This window comes from Afifella sp. IM 167 (genome assembly GCF_020144925.1).
Taxonomy (GTDB): domain Bacteria; phylum Pseudomonadota; class Alphaproteobacteria; order Rhizobiales; family Afifellaceae; genus Afifella.
Genome location: NZ_NSLC01000006.1, coordinates 93610 through 116779 on the forward strand (window position 1 = coordinate 93610; position 23170 = coordinate 116779).

The following is a 23170-nucleotide window of genomic DNA, read 5'->3' on the forward strand; positions in this document are numbered from 1 at the left end:
CTCTTGCTCGGATATGGCAGTCCGCAGGCCATTCTCACGCTGAAGCGCGCGCCCAGGGTGCGCCTCGGAATGAGGGCGGGACATGGCATGGAGGCCCTGTGATGGCCGTCGCCGCAGAACCCGCCCCCGCCAGGTCGCTCTTTGCCCGCCTGGCGCAGCCGCGCCCCGCGCTTGCGCTCCTCTTGCTCATGTGGGTGCCGCTCGTCGCCTATGTCATGTTCAATCGGCAGATCGGCGATCTTCGCGAGGTGGTGCTGCTGCCCGCCATTCCCGCGGCCCTGCTTCTCTATGCGGTGGCGGTGTGGAGCTGGCGCGAATCGACCATCGCGGTGATCGGCGTCACCCTGGTCTTCTTCTGGCTGCTGCTCGCCCTTTCCGCCCCGTATCTGCCGCTCCTCGATCCGAACAAGCCGGTGGCGCCCTTCGTAACGCCCTTCACCGAGAAGAACGGCGTCTTCTACTGGCTCGGCACCGACACACGCGGCCGCGACATGCTCTCGCGCACCATCTGGGGCTGCCAGCGGGTCATCGTCTGGGGGATCACGGCGACGGTGGTCGCCTATTTCGTCGGCGCCATGCTCGGCCTCATCGCGGGCTATCTTGGCGGCTGGTGGGACCAGGTCGTCTCCTTCCTCGCCAATGTGCTGCTGTCCTTCCCGGTGATGATCCTCTTCATCCTGATCCTGAACTATCTGGGTCCGAGCGGCTTCAACATCGTCATCGCCGTCACCTTTTCCTCCGCCCCCGCGATCATGCGCATCGTCCGTGGCCTCGCCCTCGACGTGAAGACACGCGACTACATCTTTGCCGCCCAGACGCGCGGGGAATCGGCGCTGCGGATCATGGTGATCGAGCTCCTTCCCAATGTGCGTGGGCCGCTCATCGTCGATGCCTGCCTCAGGCTCGGCTACACCACCGTCGCCATCACCACCCTGACCTTTCTCGGCCTCGGCCTGCAGCCGCCCGATCCCGACTGGGGCCTGATGATCAAGGAGGCTTCCTCGACGGCGCTCTTGTGGAAATTCTCCTACATGCTGCTCATTCCGGCCTTGTCGGTGTCGAGCCTGATCCTCGGCTTCAACCTGATGGCCGACGGTTTGCGCGAGATGAGCCTGAGGGATTGAGCCGGTGGGCAGCAAGGCGAGAGGCGGCAGGGCATTGGGCGGGCAAACGACGGCAGGGGCTCACATGACCGCAGAGCGGGAGGCCGGACGATGAGCATGGCAAGCGATGCTGCGGCGGCCGCACCGGCGCCGAAACCGGGCGAGGGCGGCTCCGAGGTCCCCGTCCTGGAATGCCGCAATCTGTGCATTTCCTATTTCACCCGCGCCGGCGAGATCCCGGCGGTGGTGGATTTCAACCTGAAGCTCATGCCGGGGGAAAGCCACGGCATCGTCGGGGAATCGGGCTGCGGCAAATCCACCGTGGCGCTCGCCATCATGCAGTACATGGGCAAGAACGGCCGCATCGTCGGCGGCGAGATCCTCTTCAATGGCCGCGACATGCGCGAGATGAACGAGGAGGAACTGCGCCAGATCCGCGGCTCGCAGATCGCCATGGTCTACCAGGAGCCGATGGCCTCGCTGAACCCGGCGATGCGCGTCGGCGACCAGCTCGCCGAAGTGCCGATCTACCATGACGGAGCGACGAAGGAGGAGGCGCTGGCGCGCGCCCGCGCCATGCTGGAGAGCGTGCGCCTGCCGGAGCCGGACCGCATCCTGCGCTCCTATCCGCACCAGATTTCCGGCGGCCAGCAGCAGCGCGTCGTCATCGCCATGGCGCTCCTGTCGAGCCCCAAGCTGCTCCTCCTCGACGAACCGACGACGGCTCTCGATGTGACCGTGGAGGCGGGCATCGTCGATCTCATCCGCGAGATCGCCGATGAGTACGGCACCTCCATGATCTACATCTCCCACAATCTCGGGCTGATCCTGGAGACCTGCGACCGCATCACGGTGATGTATTCCGGCGAGGCGGTGGAAGTCGGCACGGTGAACGACGTCTTCGACGCCATGCGCCACCCCTACACGCAGGGCCTATTCGCCTCCATCCCGCTGCCGCATGCCGACAAGAACGCCCGTCCGCTGGTCGCCATTACCGGCCAGCTGCCCCTGCCGCACGAGCGCCCGCCCGGCTGCAATTTCGGTCCGCGCTGCGACCATTTCCTCGCCGGGCTCTGCGATTCCGGCGAAATCCCGATGCTGCCGATCACGGGCGACGATCGCCATTACTCGCGCTGCGTCAGGATCGAGGAGATCGACTGGCAGGCCGCTGCGGGCGAGGGCATCGTCAAGTCCGCCGCCCCTCCCGGAGACGTGGTGCTGAAGGTCGACGAGATGACCAAGCACTACGAGATCGAAGAGGGTGCGATCTTCTTCGCTGGCGAGAAGAAGACGGTGAAGGCGAACGAGCGGCTCAGCTTCGAGGCCCGCGAGGCCGAGACGGTCGCCATCGTCGGCGAATCCGGCTGCGGCAAGTCCACCTTCGCCAAGGTGCTGATGGGCCTGGAGGAGGCAACCTCCGGCGAGGTTCTCCTCGGCAATGTCGAACTCGGCAAGATGCCGGTCGAAAAGCGCAGCCCGGAGACCATCGCCAAGCTTCAGATGATCTTCCAGAACCCCTTCGACACGCTCAATCCGAGCCATACGGTCGGCGGCCAGATCGCCCGTGTCATCAAGAAGTTCGGCGTGGAGAAGGACGAGGAGAAGATCAACCAGCGCGTCCTGGAGCTCCTCGACATCGTCAAGCTGCCGCGCGACTTCGCCAAGCGCCGGCCGCGCCAGCTCTCGGGCGGCCAGAAGCAGCGTGTCGGCATTGCCCGCGCCTTTGCCGGCAACCCCTCCGTGGTGATCGCCGACGAGCCGGTTTCCGCGCTCGATGTCTCCGTCCAGGCGGCGGTGACCGAGCTTCTCATGGATATCCAGCGCGAGAACCGCACGACGCTGCTCTTCATCAGCCACGACCTGTCGGTCGTGCGCTATCTCGCCGACCGCATCGTCGTCATGTATCTCGGCCAGATCATGGAGCAGGGGACGACGGAAGAGATTTTCTCCCCGCCCTATCATCCCTACACCGAGGCCCTCCTTTCCGCCGTGCCGATCGCCGACACGAAGGTCAAGAAGCGCCATATCGTGCTTTCCGGCGAGATCCCCTCCGCCTCCAACCCGCCTGAGGGTTGCCCCTTCTGCACCCGCTGCCCCTATGTGATCGAGGGAACCTGCGAGACGGTCCCGCCGCCGATCCGCGCATTCGGGCCGGGCCATCTGATCGCCTGCCATCTCTCCGAGGAGACGCTGAAGGCGATGCAGCCGGTGATTCAGATCGGCGAGGGACCGATCCCGGCCGAGGCGGACCGCGATGCGGAAAAGGGGGAGCAGGTGAGCCCGGTGGCAGCGGCCGAAAGCGAGCGCCGCTCCGACGTCTGAAGCGGGTTGAAGCCGAGGCGGGCGTTGCGGACAATCGGGTCTGCGAATCGGCCGCCCTGTCTTCAGTGAAAGGCGAAGCGGGCCGTCTCGACCGGAGCTTTGCATTCTGCCCCGACTTTTTCTTCTTCTCGTGCTGCCACTCCTCGTCCTGTCGCCCGGCAGGGCGGCGGCCGCCAACGATTGCGCCAGCTGGAGCGCAGACGTGTCGCTCTATACGTCAGAGGGCCGTGGCTGGGTCGCGAGCGTCTGCGGCACGACCTACGACACCCCGACGGAGCTGAGGCTCGAATGCCGCGGTGCCGACGCGCTGAGCTTCAGCTACGCGCCGGGCTACGAGGGCGACGAGCCGAAGGAGTTCGATCTCGATCCGGACGGCGAGGCGGAATTCCGCTTCACCACCGACAAGGGATCCTCGCTCGTGAACATGCGCAACGAGCCGGAGGCAGGCGTCTTTCTCGCCGTTCTGCCGCTCTATGACCTCCTCATCGAGGACATGAAGTCGGGGGTGAGACTGGAAATCTCCTCGCCTTCGGGCCTGACCCCGCCGAACGAGGTCTCCCTGATCGGCTCGCGCCTTGCGATCGAGCGGGTGGCGCGATCCTGTCTCAAGGGCCGCGTCGCCGCTCCCTGATCGCCCGGAGTTTCTCCCGCCCCTGCTGCCCGCGAGGGTCTTCCGCGCTATAAGGCCGGAAGAAGCCGGAGGGCCTGGGAGGGAAGAGTGCAGCTCGTCGAGAAATACGCCGCCATCGAGGTCGCCACCGGCCCGGGACGTCTTGCCGGCATCTCCGGCGACGTCGACCGCCTCGCCGGCAGAGGCGCCGCCGTGCTCCTCGTCGCCGATGCCGGTCTCAAGGAGCCGGGTATCGTCCTGAAGGCCGAGCAGGCGCTCCTGGAAGGCGGGCACCGCCTTGTGACCTACGACCGTATCGCCGGCGAGCCGAAGGAGCGTCAGGTCGCCGAGGCGGCGTCCATCGGCGCGGGGGAGGGGGCGCGCCTCGTCGTCGCCCTCGGCGGCGGCTCGGCGCTCGATGCCGGCAAGATGGCAGCCGCCATGCTCGCCAATCCCGGTGAAGTGGAAGACCACCGTCTCGCCGCCGAGCCCTTCGTGAGGCCGGCCGCGCCGCTGATCGCCGTGCCGACCACCTCCGGCACCGGCTCCGAATTCACCTCCATCTCCGTCCTCTCCGGTCCGGACGGGACCAAATACTGGTACTGGGCGGGCGAGCTGTTGCCGGCGCTGGCGCTTCTCGACCCGGAGTTGACGCTCGGCCTGCCGCCGCTTTTCACGGCCATGACCGGCATTGACGCCCTTGTCCATGCGGTGGAGGCGGCGACCTGCCGGCGGGCGAGCGAGGAGAGCATCGCCCCCTCGCTGGAGGCGATCCGCCTGGTCGCCGAAAACCTGCCGAAGGCCGTGGCCGAGCCGAAGGATATCGCTGCCCGCGCGGCGATGATGGAAGCGGCGGGTCTTGCCGGCATCGCCATCGAGATGGTCGGCACCGCGCTTGCCCACAATATCGGCCATGCTCTCGGCTCGCTCGCGCCCGTACCGCACGGGCTTGCGGTCGGCATCGCCATGGAAGCGACGGCCGACTGGGTGGCGGAGGGCAACCGTGAAGCCTTTGCCGCCGTCGCCGAGGCGATGGGGGCAGGGCGGGATGCTGCCGCCTTTGCGCCGGCCTATCGCGATCTCTTCGCCCGGGCCGGTCTGCCACGATGGCCGGAGACGCTCGAGGAGGTGACCGTCGAAGCGCTTACTGAGCGCATGGCGGCCCCCGAGAACGCGGCCATGCGCAAATCGACGAAACGCTTCACCGCCGACGAGGACCTGCCGGTTCTTGCCGCCATGGTGCTTTCCCGGGAGCTTGCGGCGTGAAGATCGCCGAGATCCGCCTCACCCATCATCGCCTGCCGCTCGATCCGCCCTTCCGGCCGAGCTGGGATTTCCGGCCGCGGCATCATTTCGACGCCACGATCGTGCGCGTCAGGACCGATGAGGGTCATGAGGGCATCGGCTCGGGCGATGCCATGCTCGGCTTTGCCGGTCACGAGCATCTCTTTGTCGGCGAGGATCCCCTGCGCCTGGAGCGGCATTTCCGCATCCTTTCCAATATCCAGTTCCATGGCGGGCGCTGCTGGCCGCTCGACCTTGCTCTTTGGGACCTCGCCGGAAAGATCACCGGCCAGCCCGTCTGGAAGCTCCTCGGCGGCCGCACCGACCGCATCTCCGCTTACGCCTCATCCGCGACGCTGCGCGATGACGCCGAAATGGCCGAGACGGCCGTGCGCTTTCATGAGGCGGGCTTTGCGGCGATGAAGGTGCGCTTCCACCGGAAGGACTGGCGCGACGACATTCGCGCGCTGGAAGCCATTCGGGGCGAAGTCGGCGACCGGCTGACCCTGATGGTCGACTGCAATCAGGGCTGGCGGATGTCGCATGACGACGAGCCGCCCTGGACCTTCAAGGACGCGCTCGCCGTCGCCCGCGAATTGGAGCGCCTCGGAATCTTCTGGATGGAGGAGCCGCTTTTCCGCGGCGACAGGGAGGGCATGCGCCGGCTATCCGATGCCACCGATCTGCGCATCGCCGGCGGAGAGATGACCCGCGAGCTCTATGAATTCCGCGAGATGATCGAGGCCCGCTGCCTCGACGTCCTGCAGCCGGACGCCGCGCTTGTCGGCGGCATTACGGGGCTGCGCCGCGTTGCCATCATGGCGGAGGAGGCGGGCATCCTCTTCACGCCGCATACCTGGACGAACGGTCTCGGCATGGTGGCGAACGCGCATCTGACGGCCGGCCTCGCCGCCGCGCCCTTCATCGAATATCCCTTCGATCCGCCCGAATGGTCGCTGGAGCGCCGCGATTACATGCTGGCCGAGCCCGTGCGGCTGGAGGATGGGCGGATCGTCCTTTCGGACGCGCCCGGATTCGGCGTTGCGCTTGACGAGGAGCGCCTTGAGCGTAGCTTGAAATTAACCTGAGCCACCCCTAATAAGGCGCTGGAAGCGATGAGCGGTACGCGATCCTTCCCCGAAAGGCTGAAAGATGGTTTTCGACGGTTTTCACGGTCTCTAGGACGGAACGCGCGCAGCGCGGCAGCTCGTCTGCGCAGCGATGAACCCCTGACGCCCAATCTGATGACCCCGCAGGCGCTGCTTGTCGCATGTGGGGTTTTTGTTTGCCTGGCGCTGGTCACGCTCCTTCTTGCCGTCACGACGCGCCTGACGCTCGCCGATGTCGGGGTGCCGATTTCGCTCTTCTCGGCCGTTGCCGGCTTCCTGTTCAATTCCGCGGTGAAGCTGCATTCCGAAGCGCGCGACCGCGCTTTCGACTTTCTCAAGGAGCACAGCGAGAACGAGAAGCTGCATGCGGCCTTTGTCCGGATCGGCAGTTTCGGCCGTGCGCATCCGGCTCTTTCCGAAACGGAAGCGGTCAGGCTGACGGCGCTGATGCTTGCCACGCCCGCCCCGGCACAGCCCGGGGAGGGGGACAGCGGCCCGGCGGGCGATGCCGTCGACGAGGCGTTGTTCGCGGCGGTCCTGCGTGCCGGCAACTTCTTCGAGGTGATGGAGATCGCCACCCGCAACGGCGCCGTCAACGAGGCGATCGTGCGCGACTACTATCGCGAGCCTCTGCATCGCTTCGGGAAGATCGCCGGCCCGATCATCGATGTCTTCCGCAACGATCCGCCGAAGCCGAATTCGCCCTACGGCAACGTGCGCAGGCCGCGGGCGCTGATCGGGGTCGACAGGCTGCTGAGGCGCTGGCCGCTGCCGAAGCCGCCGGCTGGCGCCTGAGGGCTACTCAGCCATCCCGATCTTCGGGCGGTCCTCAATCTCGCGCACGAGCTTCTTCACCATCGCGATAGCGAAATCCTGAAAGTCCGCCACCTCCATGACGAAGGCCGAGCGGCCTGCGATGACGTTTCGCCGGTACCACTCGCCGACGTCCTCGTCCTCGTTGAGGATGGCGAGGCCGTTGACCGTCACCCCTCGCGAAATCGCCATCGCCCGCGCCGCCGGCATGAGGAGGACGTTCTCGCGCGGCGGCGTCTCCTTGCCATCGCCGGAGACATCGACGGTCTGGCGGGGCGCCGAAAAGCCGTTGCGCTCGAACTTGCGCATCGAAAAGGCAATGCCCGCGCCGATCCCGGTGCCCCCGAGGACGGCGCGGCGCAGCCGGTAGACGTCATTGGCCAGTCGCTCCGCCTCCTCTGCCGAACCGACGAGGTACCAGCCGGTCTCCTCCTTCGGCAGCGTCGCGTCGGCCCAGACGACGAGGGAGATCGCGATCCGCCCGACCGGACCGCCCCGGATGGCCGCGATCACCTGCGGGTGCCGGAGAGCGGCCGAGATGCCTTCCATCTGCAGCCGGAATTCGCCGGCATCGATGGAGCTCGAGGCATCGACGGCGAGAACGAGCTCGAGGTCGACGGGTATGTCCGCCGCGCCCGCCGGTCGTGGCAGGAGGAGGAAGAGGAGGAGCGCGAGACGCGTCAGGCGGACCATGCCCCAGATTACGGGCAGGGGCGCCTTTCCGCGAGCCTCAGCGCGTGAAGCGGATGCCGAAGGGCATGCCGGCGTCGATCAGCCACTCTGCCGCCGCCTCGCCGAAACTGCGGAAGAAGAGAAGCTCGAAGCACTCCTCTGAACGGCGCATCGCCGTCACGTCGAAATGCTCCATCCGCGTCTGCGCGGCGGCGCCGGGCGGCATGCGCGCAAGATCCATGGCGATGCCGCGGTTAAGCACCTCCTCGACGGACGGCCCTTCCAGCCGCAGGAGCGTGCGGGCATGCGAGAGATCGGTGGCGGTGCCGCTCGGCCCGAGGGTCTCGCGCAGCGTTGCCGCGAGACCCTCGCGGCCGCCGAGAGCCAGCAGCCTTCCGGCGCCGAGCGAGACGAGCGTCGCATCCTCGCCCTCGGCGAAATAGGCGTTCTCCGGGATGTCGAGGGACAGCGCAGCGCCGAGCGCCTCGCCGAAGGCCATCGCCGTATCGAGGAAGGTCTGCAGCGCGACGATGGAGGCGGGGCGCAGCTCCGAAAGGGTGAGCGCCGCCGTGCCCTCGGCAGCGGGCACGGAAAGGCGCGAAAGCGCGGAGATCCGCTCAGGCATCGAGGCGTTCTCCCTGCGGGTCGACGAAATGGGGCGAGACGATCTCCACCCGGCAATGGGCGCCGCGGATCGGATCGGCGGCAAAGAGCGTCTGGCCGTGGCGCTTGCGTCCGCCCTTCAGCATCGCCAGGCCGATATGGTTGCGCAGCTCGGGGCTGTAGGTGACGGAGGTGACGTGTCCCTCGCTGGCGCCCGGCGCTTCTTCCGTGCCGGCGACGAGATGCGCCCCCGAACGGAAGGCGGCGTCGGTGGCGAGAAGGCCGACAAGCTCCATCCGGCCTTCCTCCGAGAGCGCCGGCCGCAGCGCGAGCGGCTTGCCGACGAAGGGCTTCTTCTTCGACAGCAGCTTGCCGAGGCCGAGATCGTGGGCGCTGACGCGCCCGTTCAGCTCCGGTCCCGCGACATGGCCCTTTTCGATGCGCAGGGTGCCCATGGCTTCCAGTCCATAAGGCGCAACCTCCAGATCCGCCCCCTGGCGCAGAAGCTCCGACCAGAGGAAAGGCCCGCAATCGGCGCCGACATAGACCTCGTAGGCGTTCTCGCCGGAAAAGGAGAGGCGGGCGATCAGCGCCGGCACGCCGGCGATGGAAGCTTGCCGCACGCCCATGAAGGGGAAGGCTTCCCGGTCCATCGGCGTGCCGTCGACCAGACGGGCGAGAAGCGCGCGCGAGCGCGGCCCCGCCACAGCGATGCCGGCATACTGGTCGCTGACGGAGGCGAGCGTTGTCTTCAGTTCCGGCCATACGGCGGCCAGCAGGAACTCCATGTGCATCATCACCTCGGCGGCCTTCGCCGTCGTCGTGGTGACGAGGTACCGGTCCTCGGCGAGCCGCCAGGCGGTGCCGTCGTCGAAGACGAAGCCGTCCTCGCGCAGCATCAGCCCGTAGCGCGCCTTGCCGACCGGCAGGGTGGAAAAGGTGTTGGTGTAGACCCGGTCGAGGAAGGTCCCGGCATCCGGTCCCGCCACCTCGATCTTGCCGAGGGTGGAGACGTCGGCGATGCCGACCTTGGCGCGCACATGCCGCGCCTCGCGCGTATAGGCGGCGAAGAGACCCTCGCCCTTGTGGGCATAGACGCGCGGGCGCAGCCAGAGCCCCGCATGCATCATCTCCGCTCCCGCCTCCAGATGGGCATGGTGCAGGGGCGAGCGGCGGATGGGCCGCATGTGATGGCCGCGCTCGCGCCCGACGATGGCGCCGAGCGGCACCGGGGCGAGGGGCGGGCGGAAGCGCGTCGTACCGACCGCGGGGATCGGCATCTGCCGCTCGCCGGCGAGGATCGCGAGCCCGTTGATCGCCGAGGTGCGGCCCTGGTCGTTCGCCATGCCGAGCGTCGTATAGCGCTTCAGATGCTCGGCCTCCACGAAGCCCTCGCGCCCGGCAAGGCGCACATCGTCGGCCGTCACGTCGTGCTGGAGATCGACGAAGGCCTTGTCCGGCTTCTCGCCGACGGGCTCCACCTCGAAGAGGGGCAGGAGGCCGCCATCCTGAATCGATGTGCGAAGTCCTTGAATCTGAATCTGAACTGCAAGTTCTTTCGCTACCGCGTTGAATCCGAGGGCGTTTGCCGCAAGCGTTCCCGCCTCGGCGCCCTGGTTGACGGCGATTTCCAGCGTCGGGGCGCCGGTCATGGCCCCGGCCGCGATCCAGTCCTGCCGGGGCTCGCCGGGGACGAAGGCGGCGATCTCCTCGCGCCAGACGGGCGGCCCGCCGGCCTGGCTCGCAAGGTTGATGATCGGGGTGTGCCCGCCGGAGACGAGGATGGTGTCCGCGGCGATCTCGAAGACGCCGCCCGGGGAGGCTGGCGGCACGCTTTCACCTTCCGCCTCGCCGGCCGGCCGGTCGATCCGCGCCGCCTCGGCCGCGCGCGCCGCTTCCCCGACCGGAGCGATGACGGCGGCTTCCACCCGCCGCGCGCCCTTGGCGGCGGCGACGACATGGCTGAGGATGATGTCGATGCCCTTCGCCGCGATCGGACCGGCGAGCGTGCCCGGCACCTCGGTGCGCGGATCGACGATGGCGGCGATCTTCACGCCGGCTTCGGCGAGCAGCGCCGCCTGCCGCCAGGCCTCGTCGTTGTTGCAGAAGAGGACGATGCTGCCGCCGGGCGCCGTGCCGTAGCGGCGGACATAGGCAAGGCCGGCCGAAGCGAGCATCACGCCCGGGCGGTCGTTGCCGGAAAACACGATCGGCCGCTCGCAGGCGCCGGTGGCGAGGATCACCTGCCGCGCCTCGATCCGCCAGTGGCGGCAGCGCGTTTCGCCTTCGCCGCCGCAATCCTCCAGCGCCGCCAGAACGCCGCCGTCGTAATAGCCCCAGACATGGGTGCGCGGCATCAGCCGCACATTGGCCATCTCCGAGAGCTCAAGGCTCGCCATCGCCGCCCATTCGGCGGCGGGCGCCCCGTCGATCGTGGCTTCTTCCAGGTCGATGGCGCCGCCGGGTCCCGGTTCCGCCTCGGCGAGGATCACCCGTGCCCCGGCGCGTCCGGCCGCGAGCGCGGCGGCAAGGCCGGCCGGGCCCGCGCCGACGACGAGGAGGTCGGCGAAGACGTTCGCCTTCTCGTAGCGCGCCGGATCGGGATCGAGGCTGGCGCTGCCCATGCCGGCGGCCCGGCGGATCGCCGGCTCGTACCACATCCACGAGCGCCTCAGCGGCCCGATGAAGGTCTTGTAGTAGAAGCCCGCGCCGAAGAAGGGGGCGAAGACCTGGTTCACCGCGCCGATGTCGCGGTCGACGGAAGGCCAGGCGTTCTGGCCCGAGACTTCCAGCCCCGGCGCGGCGAGGCGCGTGGCGGCGTTGACGTTCGGCTCGCGCTCGCCGCCGGAGCCGACGGTGACGAGCGCGTTCGGCTCCTCCGCCCCGGCCGAGAAGATGCCGCGGGGCCGGTGGTACTTGAAGGAGCGGGCGACGATGGAGCGGCCGGAGGCCATCAGCGCCGAGGCGATGGTATCCCCGGCGAAGGCCTCCACGGGCGAGCCGTCGAAGGTGAAGGTGAAGGGGCGCGAGCGGTCGATCCGCGAGCCGCCGGAGGAGAGGCGGAAGCCGGCCATCGCCTATTCTCCCTGCCCGAAGGGGCCGACGAGCCGCGCTTCGAAGACCTCATGGGTCTCCGTATTGCGGCGTACAACGAGGAACTGCCGGCAGCCATGCACATGCTGCCAGAACTCCAGATGCTCGCCGCGCGGGTTTTGACGCTCGTAGACGTAGCGGACCCAGGGCTCGGCCGCTTCCTCGGCCAGCGGCGGGCGCTCGGCGGTGGCGTCGCCCCGGTAGTGGTATTCGCCGGCATCGCGCATGCCGCAGACAGGGCAGGGGATCAGCATCGTGCGCTCCGCGGGCTTTGGGTCGTCCGTCTCATCAGTGCAGCCCCGGCACGGCGCCCGTGCCGGCCTCGTCGATATGCCGGCCCTCGGCGAAGCGCGACAGCGTGAAGCCGGCGTTGAGGGCATGCGGTTCGTCGCGGGCGATCGTATGGGCGAAGCACCAGCCGGAAGCGGGCGTCGCCTTGAAGCCGCCGTAGCACCAGCCGCAATTGAGATAGAGGCCGGGCAACGGCCCGGGCGTGATGATCGGGCTGCCGTCCATCGACATGTCCATGATGCCGCCCCAGGAGCGCAGGAGCTTGATGCGCGCCACGTTCGGGAAGATGGCGAGGAGTTCGCTCACCGTGTCGTGCACGTTGGCGAGGTTTCCGCGCCGGGCGTAGGAATTGTAGAAATCGAGCGAGCCGCCGAAGACCAGCCCGCCCTTGTCCGACTGGGAGACGTACATGTGGCCGGCGCCGTAGGTGACGACGCAATGGACGAGCGGCTTCACCGGCTCCGAGACGAAGGCCTGCAGCACATGGCTCTCGATCGGCAGGCCTTCCACGCCCGCCATGCGCATGACTTCCGAGGTCATGCCGGCGACGGCGACCCCCACCTTGTCGGCGCGGATCTCGCCCCGCGGCGTGACGACGCCGGTGATCGTGCCGCCCTCGGTGATGAAATCGGTGACGGGGGCGTTCTCGATGATGTCGACGCCGAGCCGGTCGGCGGCATGCGCGTAGCCCCAGGCGACGGCATCGTGCCTTGCTGTTCCGGCGCGGCGCTGGATCAGCCCGCCGGCGACCGGAAAGCGCGCCTCCTCGGAAAGGTCGATGCCCGGGCAGAGCTGGGCGACCTCGTCCCGGCCGATGAGGTCGGCGTCGATGCCGGCGAGGCGCATGGCGTTGCCGCGCTCGGCCGCGACGTCCATCTGCTCGGGCGAATGGGCAAGGTTGAGGACGCCGCGCTGCGAGAACATGACGTTGTAGTTCAGCTCGTGGGAGAGGCCCTCCCAGAGCTTCAGGCTCCATTCGTAGAAATCGTGGTTCTCCGGCAGGAGATAGTTGGAGCGCACGATGGTCGTGTTGCGCCCGACATTGCCGAGGCCGATCGGTCCCGCCTCCACCACCGCGACATGGCGCAGCCCGTGGTTCTTGGCGAGATAATAGGCCGTGGCGAGGCCATGGCCGCCGCCGCCGACCACGATGACGTCGTAGCGCGGCTTCGGCTCGGCCTTGCGCCAGGCCGGTTTCCAGCCGCGATTTCCCCTGAGCCCCTCGGTGATGACCCTGAGGGCCGAATATTCCGCCATTTTGCTCGGTCCGGGAAAGACGTGAATCGCCCCATAGGCGGCTTAGATCATTGCCCGAAAGGAGCTTGTTCCGAAAGCGCCCTTCCGCCCTTCGCGGCCGACAGATTGCCGCTTGTGGAAGAACGCCTCAGGCGGCGACCGAAGCGAGCTGCTCCTCGGGCGTCGCGCCGGGGCCACGGACCGCCCCCGGCGGGCATTTGCCGAGGATGATCATGCCGAGGACGTCGTCCTTGGAGACGTCGTCCACCCGCGCCGTGCCGACGAGCGCGCCGTTCTTCATCACCGCCACGCGGTCGGCGAGGTCGAAGACGTCCTCGATGTCGTGGCTGATGAGGAAGATGCCGATGCCCTCGGCCTTCAGCTTCAGGATGAGGTCGGCGACCATCTTGGTTTCCTGGACGCCGAGCGCCGCCGTCGGCTCGTCCATGATGAGGATGCGGGCGTTGAAATAGACGGCGCGCGCGATCGCCACCGACTGCCGCTGGCCGCCGGAAAGAGCGATGACCGGCGCGTGGAAGGCGCGGAAATTGGGATTGAGGCGGCCCATGATCTCGCGCGTCTCCGCTTCCATCCTGACGTCGTCGAGCGCGCCGAAGCTCGTCGTCAGCTCGCGCCCGAGGAAGAGGTTGGCCGAGGCGTCGAGGTTATCGGCGAGCGCCAGCGTCTGGTAGATGGTCTCGATGTTGTAGCGGCGCGCGTCGCGCGGATTGGCGATCGCCGCCTTCTCGCCGTTGATGAAGATCTCGCCGCGGTCGGCGTGGTAGGCGCCCGACAGGACCTTGATCAGCGTCGACTTGCCCGCCCCGTTATGGCCGAGAAGGCCGACGACTTCGCCCGGATGAAGGTCGACCGTGACGTCGTCGACGGCTTTGACGCCGCCGAACGAGACGCTGATGTTGCGCAATTCCACGAGGGCAGGGGACATGTCAGTCTCCGATCCGCTTGCGATAGACCTGGTCGATCCACACGGCGAGGACGAGGACGGAGCCGATGACGATCGACTGCAGCGCCGTCTGGATGCCGATGAGCGCCATGCCCGATTGCAGCGACTGCATGACGAGGGCGCCGAGGATGGCGCCGTAGATCGTGCCGACGCCGCCGGCGAGCGAGGTGCCGCCGATGACGGCGGCGGCGATGACGCGCAATTCGTCGAGCGTGCCGAGGTCGTTCGCCGCCGATTGCAGTCGGGCCGAGGCGATGACCGCCGAGACGGCGGCCAGCGCGCCCATCAGCATGAAGATGTAGAGCGTCATGCGCTTGGTATCGATGCCGGAAAGCTCGGCCGCCTGCGGGTTGCCGCCCATGGCGAAGACGTAGCGGCCGAACTTGGTGCGCTGGGCGATGTAGGTCATCGCAAGGGCGACCAGCGCCACCACCACGACCGGCACGGCGATGCCCTGGGCCCAGTCGAGCCCGCTTTCGGGGATGGGAATGCCGCGCGCCTCCGCGATGCGGCGCGCCGCCCGTTCCGGTACCGGATAGGCGTTCATCACCCAGACGAAGGCGACGACCGCGCCGGACAGCACCACGGCGTTGGTGATCTCCGCCCAGACCGGCTTCAGCGGGAACTTGAAGTGCATGCGCATGCGCCGGTTGTTGATGGCGAAGGCGACGATGGCGACGATGGCGACCGCGCCGAAGACCCAGCTCCAGGTGGCGCCGAGCGTGCCGCCGATGCCGCCGCCGAAGACGCGGAAATTGGCGTCGAGCGGGGCGATGGTGCGCCCCTCCGTGACCCACCAGGCCGCCCCGCGCCAGACCAGCAGGCCGCCGAGCGTGACGATGAAGGACGGAATGGTGAGATAGCCGATCAGAAAGCCCTGCAGCGCCCCGACGATAAGGCCGATGAAGACGCCGAAGAGGATGGTCAGGACGAAGGTCGCCGGGTGGTCGAAGCCGAGATATTGCGGGATGAAATCGGCCTGGAAGGCGCCCATCATCATGGCGATGAAGCCGAGCACGGAGCCGACCGAAAGGTCGATGTGGCGCGCCACGATGACGAAGACCATGCCGCAGGCCATCACCGCCACTGAGGCGGTCTGGACGGTGAGATTGAACAGGTTGCGCGGCGTGATGAAGGTGCCGCCGGTGAAAAGGTCGAAGACGATCCAGATGAGGGCGAGCGCGCCGACCATGCCGATGAGGCGCATGTCGACTTCCATGGCGCGCAGCGCGCCGCGTATGCCGCCCCTGGCCGGCCCGGCCTCCGGCCTGTGCTCGCCCGCGGCGGCGGGGTTGCGCGAATGCGCCGGCGCTTCGCCCTCGGCGGCCGTCTCGGCCTTTTCGGTCATGAAATGAGCCCTTTTCGCAGGCGGCCGGAAGCGCCGGCCGCCGCTTTCACTACGGGCGGCCTCAGTTGCAGGCCTCGACCGTCTTCGCCGGCACGTTCTGGCAGAGCTCGTCCTTGGTGATCCAGCCGGCGTCGACGACCACGTTGAGGTTGTCGCGCGTGATCGGGATCGGCTTCAGGAAGATGGAGTTGAGCTCCTTGCCGCCGGGGCTCGTCCATTTCGTGGCGCCCTCGACCTCTTCCATCGAGCTGCCCTTGGCCATGGCGACGGCGATCTCGGCGGCCTTGCGGCCGAGCTCGCGCGAATCCTTCCACACCGAGACGGTCTGTGTGCCGAGCGCGATTCGGTTGAGGGCGGCGTGGTCGCCGTCCTGGCCGGAGACCGGGATGCCGGCCATGCCCTGGGCGGCGAGCGCGGCGATGGCGCCGCCGGCCGTCCCGTCGTTGGAGGCGACGACGGCGTCGACCTCGTTGTTCACGGAGGTCAGGATCTGCTCCATGTTGCGCTGCGCGTTCGCCGGCAGCCAGCCGTCGGTATACTGCTCGCCGACCACCTTGATCTTGCCGGAATCGATGGCCTCCTTCAGCACTTCGAGCTGGCCCTCATGCAGGAAGTCCGCATTCGGGTCGGTGGGCGAGCCCTTGATGAAGACGTAGTTGCCTTCCGGCTGCACCTCGTACACGGCGCGCGCCTGCATGCGGCCGACTTCCTTGTTGTCGAAGGTGAGATAGAAGGCGTTCGGGTCTTCGATCAGCCGGTCGTAGCCGACGACGGGGATGCCCTCGTTGACCGCCTTCTGCACCGCCGGGCCGATGGCCGAGGCGTCCTGGGCGAGGATGATCAGCGCATCGGCCCCGCGCGCGATCAGGCTTTCCACGTCGGAAAGCTGCTTGGCGGTGGCGCTCTGCGCGTCGGTGGAGATGTAGTCGGCGCCGAGCTCGTCGAGCTTTTCCTTGATCGCCGCCTCGTCCGTCTTCCAGCGCTCTTCCTGGAAGTTGGACCATGAGACGCCGATGGTGGGCCTGTCCTGCGCACTGGCGGGGCCCGCAAGGCCGCCCGCGGCGGCCGCGAGCGCTGCCGCGCCCGTCAGAAGATAGAGAAAGGACCTGCGTAGCATTCGATTTCCTCCCGTACTGCGGTCTGTGCCGTCTTGCCGCGCATAACATCACGCTCCGCCGGGAGGGTCCAGAGCGTCGAAAGTCGATGATATCGGCCTTCCGGCCGCAAGGTTACGGATATCGCAGGCGCCGGCTTCAGCCTCAGATCCGCTCCTCCGCCCCCGGCGGCAGAGGCCTTCCTTCTTCCGGCGTCGGGATGATCATGGAGCGCTCGCGCAGCCAGGGATCGATCTCCACAGCCTGCCGGAGCGCCTTCTGCCCGAGCTCGAAGCGGCCCTGGCGCATCAGGATGACGCCGCGCCCGGCGAGCGCTCCGAAATGGCGCGGCTCCAGCTCCAGCACCCGGTTGATGTCGTCGAGCGAGCGGTCGAAATCCTCTTTGAGGAAATGCAGTGTGGCGCGCTGGTTCCAGGCCTCCGAATATTCCGGCTCCATCTTAATCACCTCCTCGATGATCGACAGGGCCTTGTCGTAGTCGAAGTCGCTGCGCGCCTTCATCGCGTCCTGCATCATCTCGCTGGTGCGCCGGTCGGGACCAACCATCCAGGCCTGCCAGATGCGGTTCTCGATCTGCCGCGCCTCCGGCTCGGAGCGGGCCTTGGCCAGCATGGCGAAGAGCCGGTCGAGTTCCCGGTTCGACTCCTCGTAGGCACTCTCGCCCGGCCCTGGCTCCTGGGCGGCGCCGGCGGGCGCGGGGGCCGCCAGAAGGAGCGCTGTGACGAGGGCGAGAAGGGCCGGCGAATGCCGGGCGCGGCGGGGCCTGCGGGTATCGGCCTTGGTCATGGTCACCTTCCTGCCCCCCGAAAGATGCGTCATCGGCCCGGGAAAGATAGCACCACCGCCGCCGCCCGCCAGCCGGCGCCCGGTCAAAGCAACGCGAGCAGGTGCAAGGCGAGGCGGCGAGGGCGGATACTTGACCGGGAGGCTCTGATTTTCCTTTGATGGCGAGCCGAAGACGGTGGCCTTCCCACCCTGGAACGGCTACGCAATCGCACCGCGCGGAAGGTGGGGGCGCTGAGGGCATGGATCGGCGGTGAGCGCAGCGAGAGGATTCTTTCCTGGGGCCGAAGCCGCCTGCGGCCGCATCGTCGGCGCCCTGGCGCAGTTCCTCGCCATCCTCGGCGGCCTCGTCCTGCTTGCCATCACCGTCATGACCGTCGTCTCGATCGCCGGACGCGCGCTCATCTCTCTCGGTTTCGGCCCCGTGCCGGGCGATTTCGAGCTGGTGGAGGCCGGTGTCGCCTTCGCCGTATTCTCCTTCCTGCCCTGGTGCCACTACCGCCGCGGCCATGTGATGGTCGATCTCTTCGCCCAGACCTTCGGGCCGCGCGGTCTCGCCGCCTTCTCCCTTGTCGGCAATTTTTTGATGACGGTGGCGGCGGTACTGATCGCCTGGCGGCTCGGCCTCGGCACCTCCGACAAGCTCGCCTATGGCGAGACGACCTTCATCCTGCAGTTTCCGCTCTGGTGGCCCTATGCCGCCGCGCTCGTCGGAGCCTGGCTCTTCGCCCTCACCGCCGCCTATACGGTCTGGCGCTCCTTGAACGAGATGCTCGGCAAGGGCGAGGATGAAGCCATGCGGCCGACCGGCACGGAGTGGGGCGAGTGAGCAACCTTTCGCTCGCGGGCTGGTCCTTCGTCGTCCTGCTCCTGCTCATCTTCCTGCGCATGCCGATCGGGCTGGCCATGCTCCTCGTCGGCGTCGTCGGCAACGTTTTGATCAACGGCTCCTGGATCCCGCTCCTGGCGCAGCTGAAGTCGCTGACCTACGAGACCTTCTCCTCCTATTCGCTGTCGATCGTGCCGCTCTTTCTCCTGATGGGCCAGTTCGCGACGCGCGGCGGCATGTCGAAACAGCTCTTTCGCGCCGCCGACGCCATGCTCGGCCATCACCGCGGCGGCGTCGCCATGGCCGCGATCGGCGCCTGCGCCGGCTTCGGGGCGATCTGCGGCTCCTCGCTCGCCACGGCCGCCACCATGGCGCAGGTGGCGATGCCGGAAATGCGCCGCTTCGGCTATTCCGGCGCCCTGTCGACGGGCTGCCTTGCGGCCGGCGGCACGCTCGGCATCCTGATCCCGCCCTCCGTCATTCTCGTCATCTATGCGATCCTGACCGAGCAGAACATCGCCAAGCTGTTCCTCGCCGCCTTCATTCCGGGCATCCTCGCCGCGCTCGGCTACATCATCGCCACGGCCTGCTACGTCCGTCTCTGGCCGGAGGCCGCCGGCCACCGCGAGAAGGCGCACTGGCGCGAGAGGGCAGGGGCGCTCGTCGCCGTCTGGCCGGTCCTCATCGTCTTCGTGCTCGTCATCGGCGGCATCTATCTCGGCGTCTTCACCCCGACGGAGGCGGCCGCCGTCGGCGCCGCCGGCACCGGGCTGATCGCGCTCGCCTCCGGCGAACTCGGTTGGCGCCAGCTCGTCGCCGCGCTGCTCGAAACGGCGGTCGCCACCGGCATGATCTTCTTCATCGTCTTCGGGGCGGCGACCTTCAACACCTTCCTCGCCTTCTCCCAGCTTCCCCAGACCATGGCGGCGATGGTGGTGGAAAGCGGCTACGATCCCTGGCTGGTGCTGGTCGCCATCCTGCTCTGCTACCTCGCCTTCGGCTGCGTCATGGATTCGCTTTCCATGATCCTCCTGACCATCCCGATCTTCTTCCCGGTCGTCAGCGGCCTCGATTTCGGCCTGGGTCCGGAGGAGTTCGCCATCTGGTTCGGCATCCTCGTCCTGATCGTCGTGGAGGTGGGGCTGATCACCCCGCCGGTCGGAATGAATCTTTTCGTCATCAACTCGCTTTCCGGCGGCGTGAGGATGAGCGAGACCTTTCGGGGCGTTTTACCATTCGTGGCGAGCGACCTCGTCCGGGTGGCGATTCTGGTAGCCTTCCCCTCCGTCACACTGGTTATGCTGCGTCTGCTCTATTGAGTAGCCGGCAAGGCTTCTTATCTGAGGAAGCACGATTCCGGTGTCCCCTGCGCCGCTTCGGCTGCAACTGAAGGCCTCCGCCGGCGTTGGCGATGCAACACAGGGAGGACGTCATGTCTTTTCGCGCCCGATATATCACCCGCCCGCTCTTCGGCTGGGCCCGCTCCGTCATGCCCGCCATGTCCGATACCGAGCGCGAGGCCATCGAGGCCGGCGGCGTGTGGTGGGACGCCGAGCTCTTCACCGGCACGCCGGATTACGACAAGCTCCTGAGCGCCGCGCCCGCAAAGCTTACCGAGGAAGAAAAGGCCTTCATGGACGGCCCCGTCCAGGAACTCTGCCGGATGGTGGACGACTGGGACATCAACTGGAACCGTCACGACCTGCCGCCCGAGATCTGGGACTTCCTGCGCGAGAAGCGCTTCTTCGGCATGATCATTCCGAAGCAGTATGGCGGCCTCGGCTTTTCGGCCTTCGCCCATTCGGAGGTGATCCGGATGGTCTCCACGGCGAGCGTTACCGGCGGCGTCTCCGTCATGGTGCCGAACTCGCTCGGACCGGGCGAACTCTTGATGCTCTTCGGCACCGACGAGCAGCGCGACTACTGGCTACCCCGTCTCGCCCGCGGCGAGGAAATCCCCTGTTTCGGTCTGACCAGCGAGCATGCCGGCTCGGATGCGGCGGCGATGGTCGATACCGGCGTCGTGACCCGCGGCACCTATGAGGGCGAGGAAGTCCTCGGAATTCGCCTCAACTTTTCCAAGCGCTACATCACGCTGGCGCCGATCGCGACGGTGATCGGCCTCGCATTCAAGATGAAGGATCCGGATCATCTTCTTGGTTCACAGGAAGATCTTGGCATTACCGTCGCGCTGGTTCCGGCCAGCACGCCGGGCGTCAAGCGCGGCGAGCGGCACATCCCGGCCATGACCTTCTTCCAGAACGGCCCGCTTGAGGGCGAGGACGTCTTCGTGCCGATGTCGGCGATCATCGGCGGCGAGGCGCAGATCGGCAAGGGCTGGCGCATGCTGATGGGCGCGCTGGCTGCCGGCCGGGGCATTTCCCTGCCGTCCCTGTCTTCCGCGGCGGCTTCCTTCGCCGCCCGCTCCACCGGCGCCTATTCGCGCGTGCGCCGACAATTCAACATTCCCGTCGGCCAGTTCGAGGGCGTGCAGGAGCATCTCGCCCAGCTCGCCGGCGCCGCCTACGAGCTCGATTCGGCCCGCCGGCTGACCTGCGCCGCGCTCGACGACGGGCACAAATCGGGCGTCATCGCCGCCATCATGAAGGCGCACGCCACCTACCGCATGCGCGAATCCGTCAACAGCGCTTACGACATTCATTCCGGCAAGGCGGTCATCGACGGGCCGAAGAACTATCTCGGCAATCTTTATCGCGCCGTGCCGGTCGGCATCACGGTCGAGGGCGCCAATATCCTCACCCGCAACCTGATGATCTTCGGCCAGGGCGTCATCCGCGCCCATCCCTTCCTCCTGGAGGAGATGACCGCGCTCGCCGAGCCCGACAGGGAAAAGGCCGTCGCCGATTTCGACAAGGCCTTCTGGGCCCATGTCGGCCACACCTTCAAGAATGCCTTCCGCGCCATCGGCCGCGGCTGGACCTTCGGCCTCTTCGCCCCGGCGCCGGATGCCGGCAAGGCGACGCGCCACTACCGACAGCTGTCGCGCTATTCGGCCGCCTTCGCCCTCCTCAGCGATCTTGCCCTCGTCACCCTCGGCGGCAACCTCAAGCGCAAGGAGCGCATCTCGGCCCGTCTCGGCGACATCCTTTCCGAGCTCTACCTTCTCTCCGCGACGCTGAAGCGCTTCGAGGTCGATCAGCGGCCGGACGCCGACCTGCCGCTCGTCGATTACGTCTGCGAGCGCGGCTTCCAGAAGATGGGCATCGCCTTTGCCGAGCTGTTCGACAATCTGCCCTTCCGCCCGGCGGCCTGGCTGATGCGCGTCGCATGCTTCCCGTTCGGCGCGCGCCGCGCCGGCCCGTCCGACAGGCTCGCCCAGACTTGTGCCGAAATGCTGATGGTGCCGTCGGAGGCGCGCGATCGCCTCACCTCCGGCATCTATCTGGGCGCCGGCAAGGAAGTGAGCGCCATCGCCGATCTGGAGCGCGCCTTCGCACTGGTGGTGGAGACGGACGATCTCCGCCGCAAGCTCGCCAAGGCGAAGATCCGCACTCCCGAGGAGGCGAGGGAGAAGGGTCTCGTCACCGCCGAGGAAGCGGCGCGCCTTGCCGAGGCCGACGAGGCGGCGGCGAAGGTCATCGCCGTCGACGCCTTCCCCGCAGAGGCCTTCAACGGCGCCGAGCTGCTTCACGAGCACGCTGCCCCCACCACAAATGTCCACGACCTGAAGCGGACCGCATAAGACATGCCACAGCCAGTCTACATCGTTGACGGGGCTCGCACCCCGTTCCTGAAGGCGCGCGGCAAGCCCGGCCCCTTCACGCCGGTCGACCTTGCCGTGCAATGCGGCCGGCCGCTCCTGATGCGCCAGCCCTTCGCGCCGGACGCCATCGACGAGGTCATCCTCGGCTGCGTCAACGTCATCGCTGACGAGATGAACCCGGCGCGGGTGGCCACGCTCCGCCTCAACATGAGCGACGAGACGCCGGCCTTCACCGTGCAGATCAACTGCGGCTCCGGCATGCAGTCGATCGACACGGCCTTCCGCTACGTGCAGGACGGCAGCCGGGACCTGGTTCTCGCCGGCGGCGCGGAATCGCTCTCCCATTCGCCGATGGTCCTGAAGAACGACGCCGTGGAATGGCTCGGCAAGTTCAACACGTCGAAGTCCTTCTGGGACAAGCTCTCCACCGCCACCGCGCTGAAGCCGGGATATCTGGTGCCGGAGATCGGCCTGGAGCGCGGCCTCACCGATCCGATCGTGGAACTCAACATGGGCCAGACCGCCGAGGTGCTGGCCCAGATGTTCGACATCTCCCGCGAGGAGGCCGACCGCTACGCCATGGAGAGCCATCACCGGCTCGCCCGGGCACAGGAGGAAGGCTGGCTCGGCACCGAGGTGATGCCCTCCTTCGACCGCGACGGGAAGGTCTACGAGGCCGATGACGGCGTGCGCCCGGACAGCTCCATGGAGAGCCTCGCCAAGCTGAAGCCGGCCTTCGAGCGCCCCTTCGGCAAGGTGACGGCGGGCAATTCCTCGCAGATCACCGACGGCGCCTCCTGGGTGATCCTGGCTTCCGAAAAGGCTGTCGAGGAGCACGGGCTGACGCCGAAGGCGAAGATCGTCGACTGCGCCTGGGGCGCGCTCGATCCGTCCATCATGGGCCTCGGCCCGGTCGTCTCCTCGGCAAAGCTGATGCGCCGGAACGAGATCGCGCTTTCCGACATCGACCTTTGGGAGCTGAACGAGGCCTTCGCGGCACAGGTGATCGCCTGCCTCAGGGCCTTTGAGGACGAGACGGTCTGCAAGGACGTTCTGGGTCTGGAGGGCCCGCTCGGCCATATCGACCGCGACAGGCTCAATATCGACGGGGGCGCCATCAGCCTTGGCCATCCGGTCGGCACCTCCGGCAACCGCATCGTGCTGCATCTCGCCAATGCGCTGGAGCGCACCGGCGGCAGGCGGGGCATTGCCACAGAATGCATCGGCGGCGGCCAGGGCGGCGCCATGCTCATCGAACGCGTGATGTGAGG

At 67.6% G+C, this 23170-nt stretch carries 19 protein-coding genes; 10 read left to right on the forward strand and 9 right to left on the reverse strand.

The window, feature by feature from the left end:
- Positions 1 to 101 precede the first annotated feature (101 nt).
- From CLD20_RS12140 to CLD20_RS12165, 6 genes are all read left to right on the forward strand, one after another.
- Positions 102 to 1124 carry an ABC transporter permease gene (locus CLD20_RS12140; RefSeq protein WP_224406908.1) on the forward strand — a complete coding sequence of 341 codons (1023 nt, stop codon included), beginning with the start codon at positions 102 to 104 and terminating at the stop codon, positions 1122 to 1124.
- A 90-nt stretch (positions 1125 to 1214) separates the two neighbouring features.
- On the forward strand, positions 1215 to 3425 hold the full coding sequence (locus tag CLD20_RS12145) for an ABC transporter ATP-binding protein (protein ID WP_224406909.1): 2211 nt from the start codon (positions 1215 to 1217) through the stop codon (positions 3423 to 3425).
- A 202-nt stretch (positions 3426 to 3627) separates the two neighbouring features.
- Positions 3628 to 4056: a hypothetical protein gene (locus CLD20_RS12150; RefSeq protein WP_224406910.1), complete on the forward strand. Its 429-nt coding sequence runs from the start codon at positions 3628 to 3630 to the stop codon at positions 4054 to 4056.
- An 87-nt stretch (positions 4057 to 4143) separates the two neighbouring features.
- Positions 4144 to 5301 (forward strand): iron-containing alcohol dehydrogenase, encoded by a 1158-nt coding sequence (locus CLD20_RS12155; RefSeq protein ID WP_224406911.1) that lies wholly within the window; start codon positions 4144 to 4146, stop codon positions 5299 to 5301.
- Complete coding sequence (locus CLD20_RS20400) at positions 5298 to 6407, forward strand: mandelate racemase/muconate lactonizing enzyme family protein (protein ID WP_224406912.1); 1110 nt, start codon at positions 5298 to 5300, stop codon at positions 6405 to 6407. The genes CLD20_RS12155 and CLD20_RS20400 overlap by 4 nt, the downstream gene beginning before the upstream one ends.
- 156 nt (positions 6408 to 6563) lie before the next feature.
- Positions 6564 to 7223: a hypothetical protein gene (locus tag CLD20_RS12165; RefSeq protein ID WP_224406913.1), complete on the forward strand. Its 660-nt coding sequence runs from the start codon at positions 6564 to 6566 to the stop codon at positions 7221 to 7223.
- Between the two features lie 3 nt (positions 7224 to 7226).
- Here CLD20_RS12165 and CLD20_RS12170 read toward each other — a convergent pair whose 3' ends face one another.
- The 9 genes from CLD20_RS12170 to CLD20_RS12210 form a co-directional block, all read right to left on the reverse strand.
- A complete protein-coding gene (locus CLD20_RS12170; RefSeq protein WP_224406914.1) occupies positions 7227 to 7934 on the reverse strand; it encodes a DUF1194 domain-containing protein in 708 nt (235 codons plus the stop codon).
- A gap of 37 nt (positions 7935 to 7971) precedes the next feature.
- On the reverse strand, positions 7972 to 8538 hold the full coding sequence (locus CLD20_RS12175) for a sarcosine oxidase subunit gamma (RefSeq protein ID WP_224406915.1): 567 nt from the start codon (positions 8536 to 8538) through the stop codon (positions 7972 to 7974).
- Entirely contained in the window at positions 8531 to 11590 is a 3060-nt protein-coding gene (locus CLD20_RS12180) for a sarcosine oxidase subunit alpha family protein (protein WP_224406916.1), read from the reverse strand. Before CLD20_RS12180 ends, CLD20_RS12175 begins: the two co-directional genes overlap by 8 nt.
- A 3-nt stretch (positions 11591 to 11593) precedes the next feature.
- Positions 11594 to 11863 (reverse strand): sarcosine oxidase subunit delta, encoded by a 270-nt coding sequence (locus CLD20_RS12185; RefSeq protein ID WP_224406917.1) that lies wholly within the window; start codon positions 11861 to 11863, stop codon positions 11594 to 11596.
- Positions 11864 to 11897: 34 nt separating this feature from the next.
- A complete protein-coding gene (locus CLD20_RS12190; protein ID WP_224406918.1) occupies positions 11898 to 13157 on the reverse strand; it encodes a sarcosine oxidase subunit beta family protein in 1260 nt (419 codons plus the stop codon).
- A gap of 127 nt (positions 13158 to 13284) precedes the next feature.
- Positions 13285 to 14082: an ATP-binding cassette domain-containing protein gene (locus CLD20_RS12195; RefSeq protein ID WP_224406919.1), complete on the reverse strand. Its 798-nt coding sequence runs from the start codon at positions 14080 to 14082 to the stop codon at positions 13285 to 13287.
- A 1-nt stretch (position 14083) separates the two neighbouring features.
- Positions 14084 to 15448 carry a sugar ABC transporter permease gene (locus CLD20_RS12200; protein ID WP_224406920.1) on the reverse strand — a complete coding sequence of 455 codons (1365 nt, stop codon included), beginning with the start codon at positions 15446 to 15448 and terminating at the stop codon, positions 14084 to 14086.
- A gap of 61 nt (positions 15449 to 15509) precedes the next feature.
- Positions 15510 to 16565: a D-xylose ABC transporter substrate-binding protein gene (gene xylF, locus CLD20_RS12205; protein ID WP_224406921.1), complete on the reverse strand. Its 1056-nt coding sequence runs from the start codon at positions 16563 to 16565 to the stop codon at positions 15510 to 15512.
- A gap of 142 nt (positions 16566 to 16707) precedes the next feature.
- On the reverse strand, positions 16708 to 17349 hold the full coding sequence (locus tag CLD20_RS12210) for a tetratricopeptide repeat protein (protein WP_224406922.1): 642 nt from the start codon (positions 17347 to 17349) through the stop codon (positions 16708 to 16710).
- A gap of 250 nt (positions 17350 to 17599) precedes the next feature.
- On the opposite strand from CLD20_RS12210, the gene CLD20_RS12215 reads away from it, so the two are divergent.
- The 4 genes from CLD20_RS12215 to CLD20_RS12230 all read left to right on the forward strand — a co-directional run bounded on the left by CLD20_RS12215 (position 17600) and on the right by CLD20_RS12230 (position 23168).
- Entirely contained in the window at positions 17600 to 18175 is a 576-nt protein-coding gene (locus CLD20_RS12215) for a TRAP transporter small permease (protein WP_224406923.1), read from the forward strand.
- Positions 18172 to 19494 (forward strand): TRAP transporter large permease, encoded by a 1323-nt coding sequence (locus CLD20_RS12220; RefSeq protein WP_224406924.1) that lies wholly within the window; start codon positions 18172 to 18174, stop codon positions 19492 to 19494. The genes CLD20_RS12215 and CLD20_RS12220 overlap by 4 nt, the downstream gene beginning before the upstream one ends.
- Before the next feature lie 113 nt (positions 19495 to 19607).
- Positions 19608 to 21878, forward strand: a complete 2271-nt coding sequence (locus tag CLD20_RS12225; RefSeq protein WP_224406925.1) for an acyl-CoA dehydrogenase — start codon at positions 19608 to 19610, stop codon at positions 21876 to 21878.
- A 3-nt stretch (positions 21879 to 21881) separates the two neighbouring features.
- Positions 21882 to 23168 carry an acetyl-CoA C-acetyltransferase gene (locus tag CLD20_RS12230; RefSeq protein ID WP_224406926.1) on the forward strand — a complete coding sequence of 429 codons (1287 nt, stop codon included), beginning with the start codon at positions 21882 to 21884 and terminating at the stop codon, positions 23166 to 23168.
- Positions 23169 to 23170: the final 2 nt, after the last annotated feature.

Bases quoted from the DNA above. Each gene is read 5' to 3' on its own strand.
- CLD20_RS12230 (WP_224406926.1), top strand. From the start codon at position 21,882: ATGCCACAGCCAGTCTACATCGTTGACGGGGCTCGCACCCCGTTCCTG.
- CLD20_RS12190 (WP_224406918.1), bottom strand. From the start codon at position 13,157: ATGGCGGAATATTCGGCCCTCAGGGTCATCACCGAGGGGCTCAGGGGA.
- CLD20_RS12200 (WP_224406920.1), bottom strand. From the start codon at position 15,448: ATGACCGAAAAGGCCGAGACGGCCGCCGAGGGCGAAGCGCCGGCGCAT.
- CLD20_RS12140 (WP_224406908.1), top strand. From the start codon at position 102: ATGGCCGTCGCCGCAGAACCCGCCCCCGCCAGGTCGCTCTTTGCCCGC.
- CLD20_RS12210 (WP_224406922.1), bottom strand. From the start codon at position 17,349: ATGACCAAGGCCGATACCCGCAGGCCCCGCCGCGCCCGGCATTCGCCG.
- CLD20_RS12180 (WP_224406916.1), bottom strand. From the start codon at position 11,590: ATGGCCGGCTTCCGCCTCTCCTCCGGCGGCTCGCGGATCGACCGCTCG.
- CLD20_RS12225 (WP_224406925.1), top strand. From the start codon at position 19,608: ATGTCTTTTCGCGCCCGATATATCACCCGCCCGCTCTTCGGCTGGGCC.
- CLD20_RS12185 (WP_224406917.1), bottom strand. From the start codon at position 11,863: ATGCTGATCCCCTGCCCTGTCTGCGGCATGCGCGATGCCGGCGAATAC.
- CLD20_RS12145 (WP_224406909.1), top strand. From the start codon at position 1,215: ATGAGCATGGCAAGCGATGCTGCGGCGGCCGCACCGGCGCCGAAACCG.
- CLD20_RS12165 (WP_224406913.1), top strand. From the start codon at position 6,564: ATGACCCCGCAGGCGCTGCTTGTCGCATGTGGGGTTTTTGTTTGCCTG.
- xylF (WP_224406921.1), bottom strand. From the start codon at position 16,565: ATGCTACGCAGGTCCTTTCTCTATCTTCTGACGGGCGCGGCAGCGCTC.
- CLD20_RS12170 (WP_224406914.1), bottom strand. From the start codon at position 7,934: ATGGTCCGCCTGACGCGTCTCGCGCTCCTCCTCTTCCTCCTCCTGCCA.
- CLD20_RS12175 (WP_224406915.1), bottom strand. From the start codon at position 8,538: ATGCCTGAGCGGATCTCCGCGCTTTCGCGCCTTTCCGTGCCCGCTGCC.
- CLD20_RS12195 (WP_224406919.1), bottom strand. From the start codon at position 14,082: ATGTCCCCTGCCCTCGTGGAATTGCGCAACATCAGCGTCTCGTTCGGC.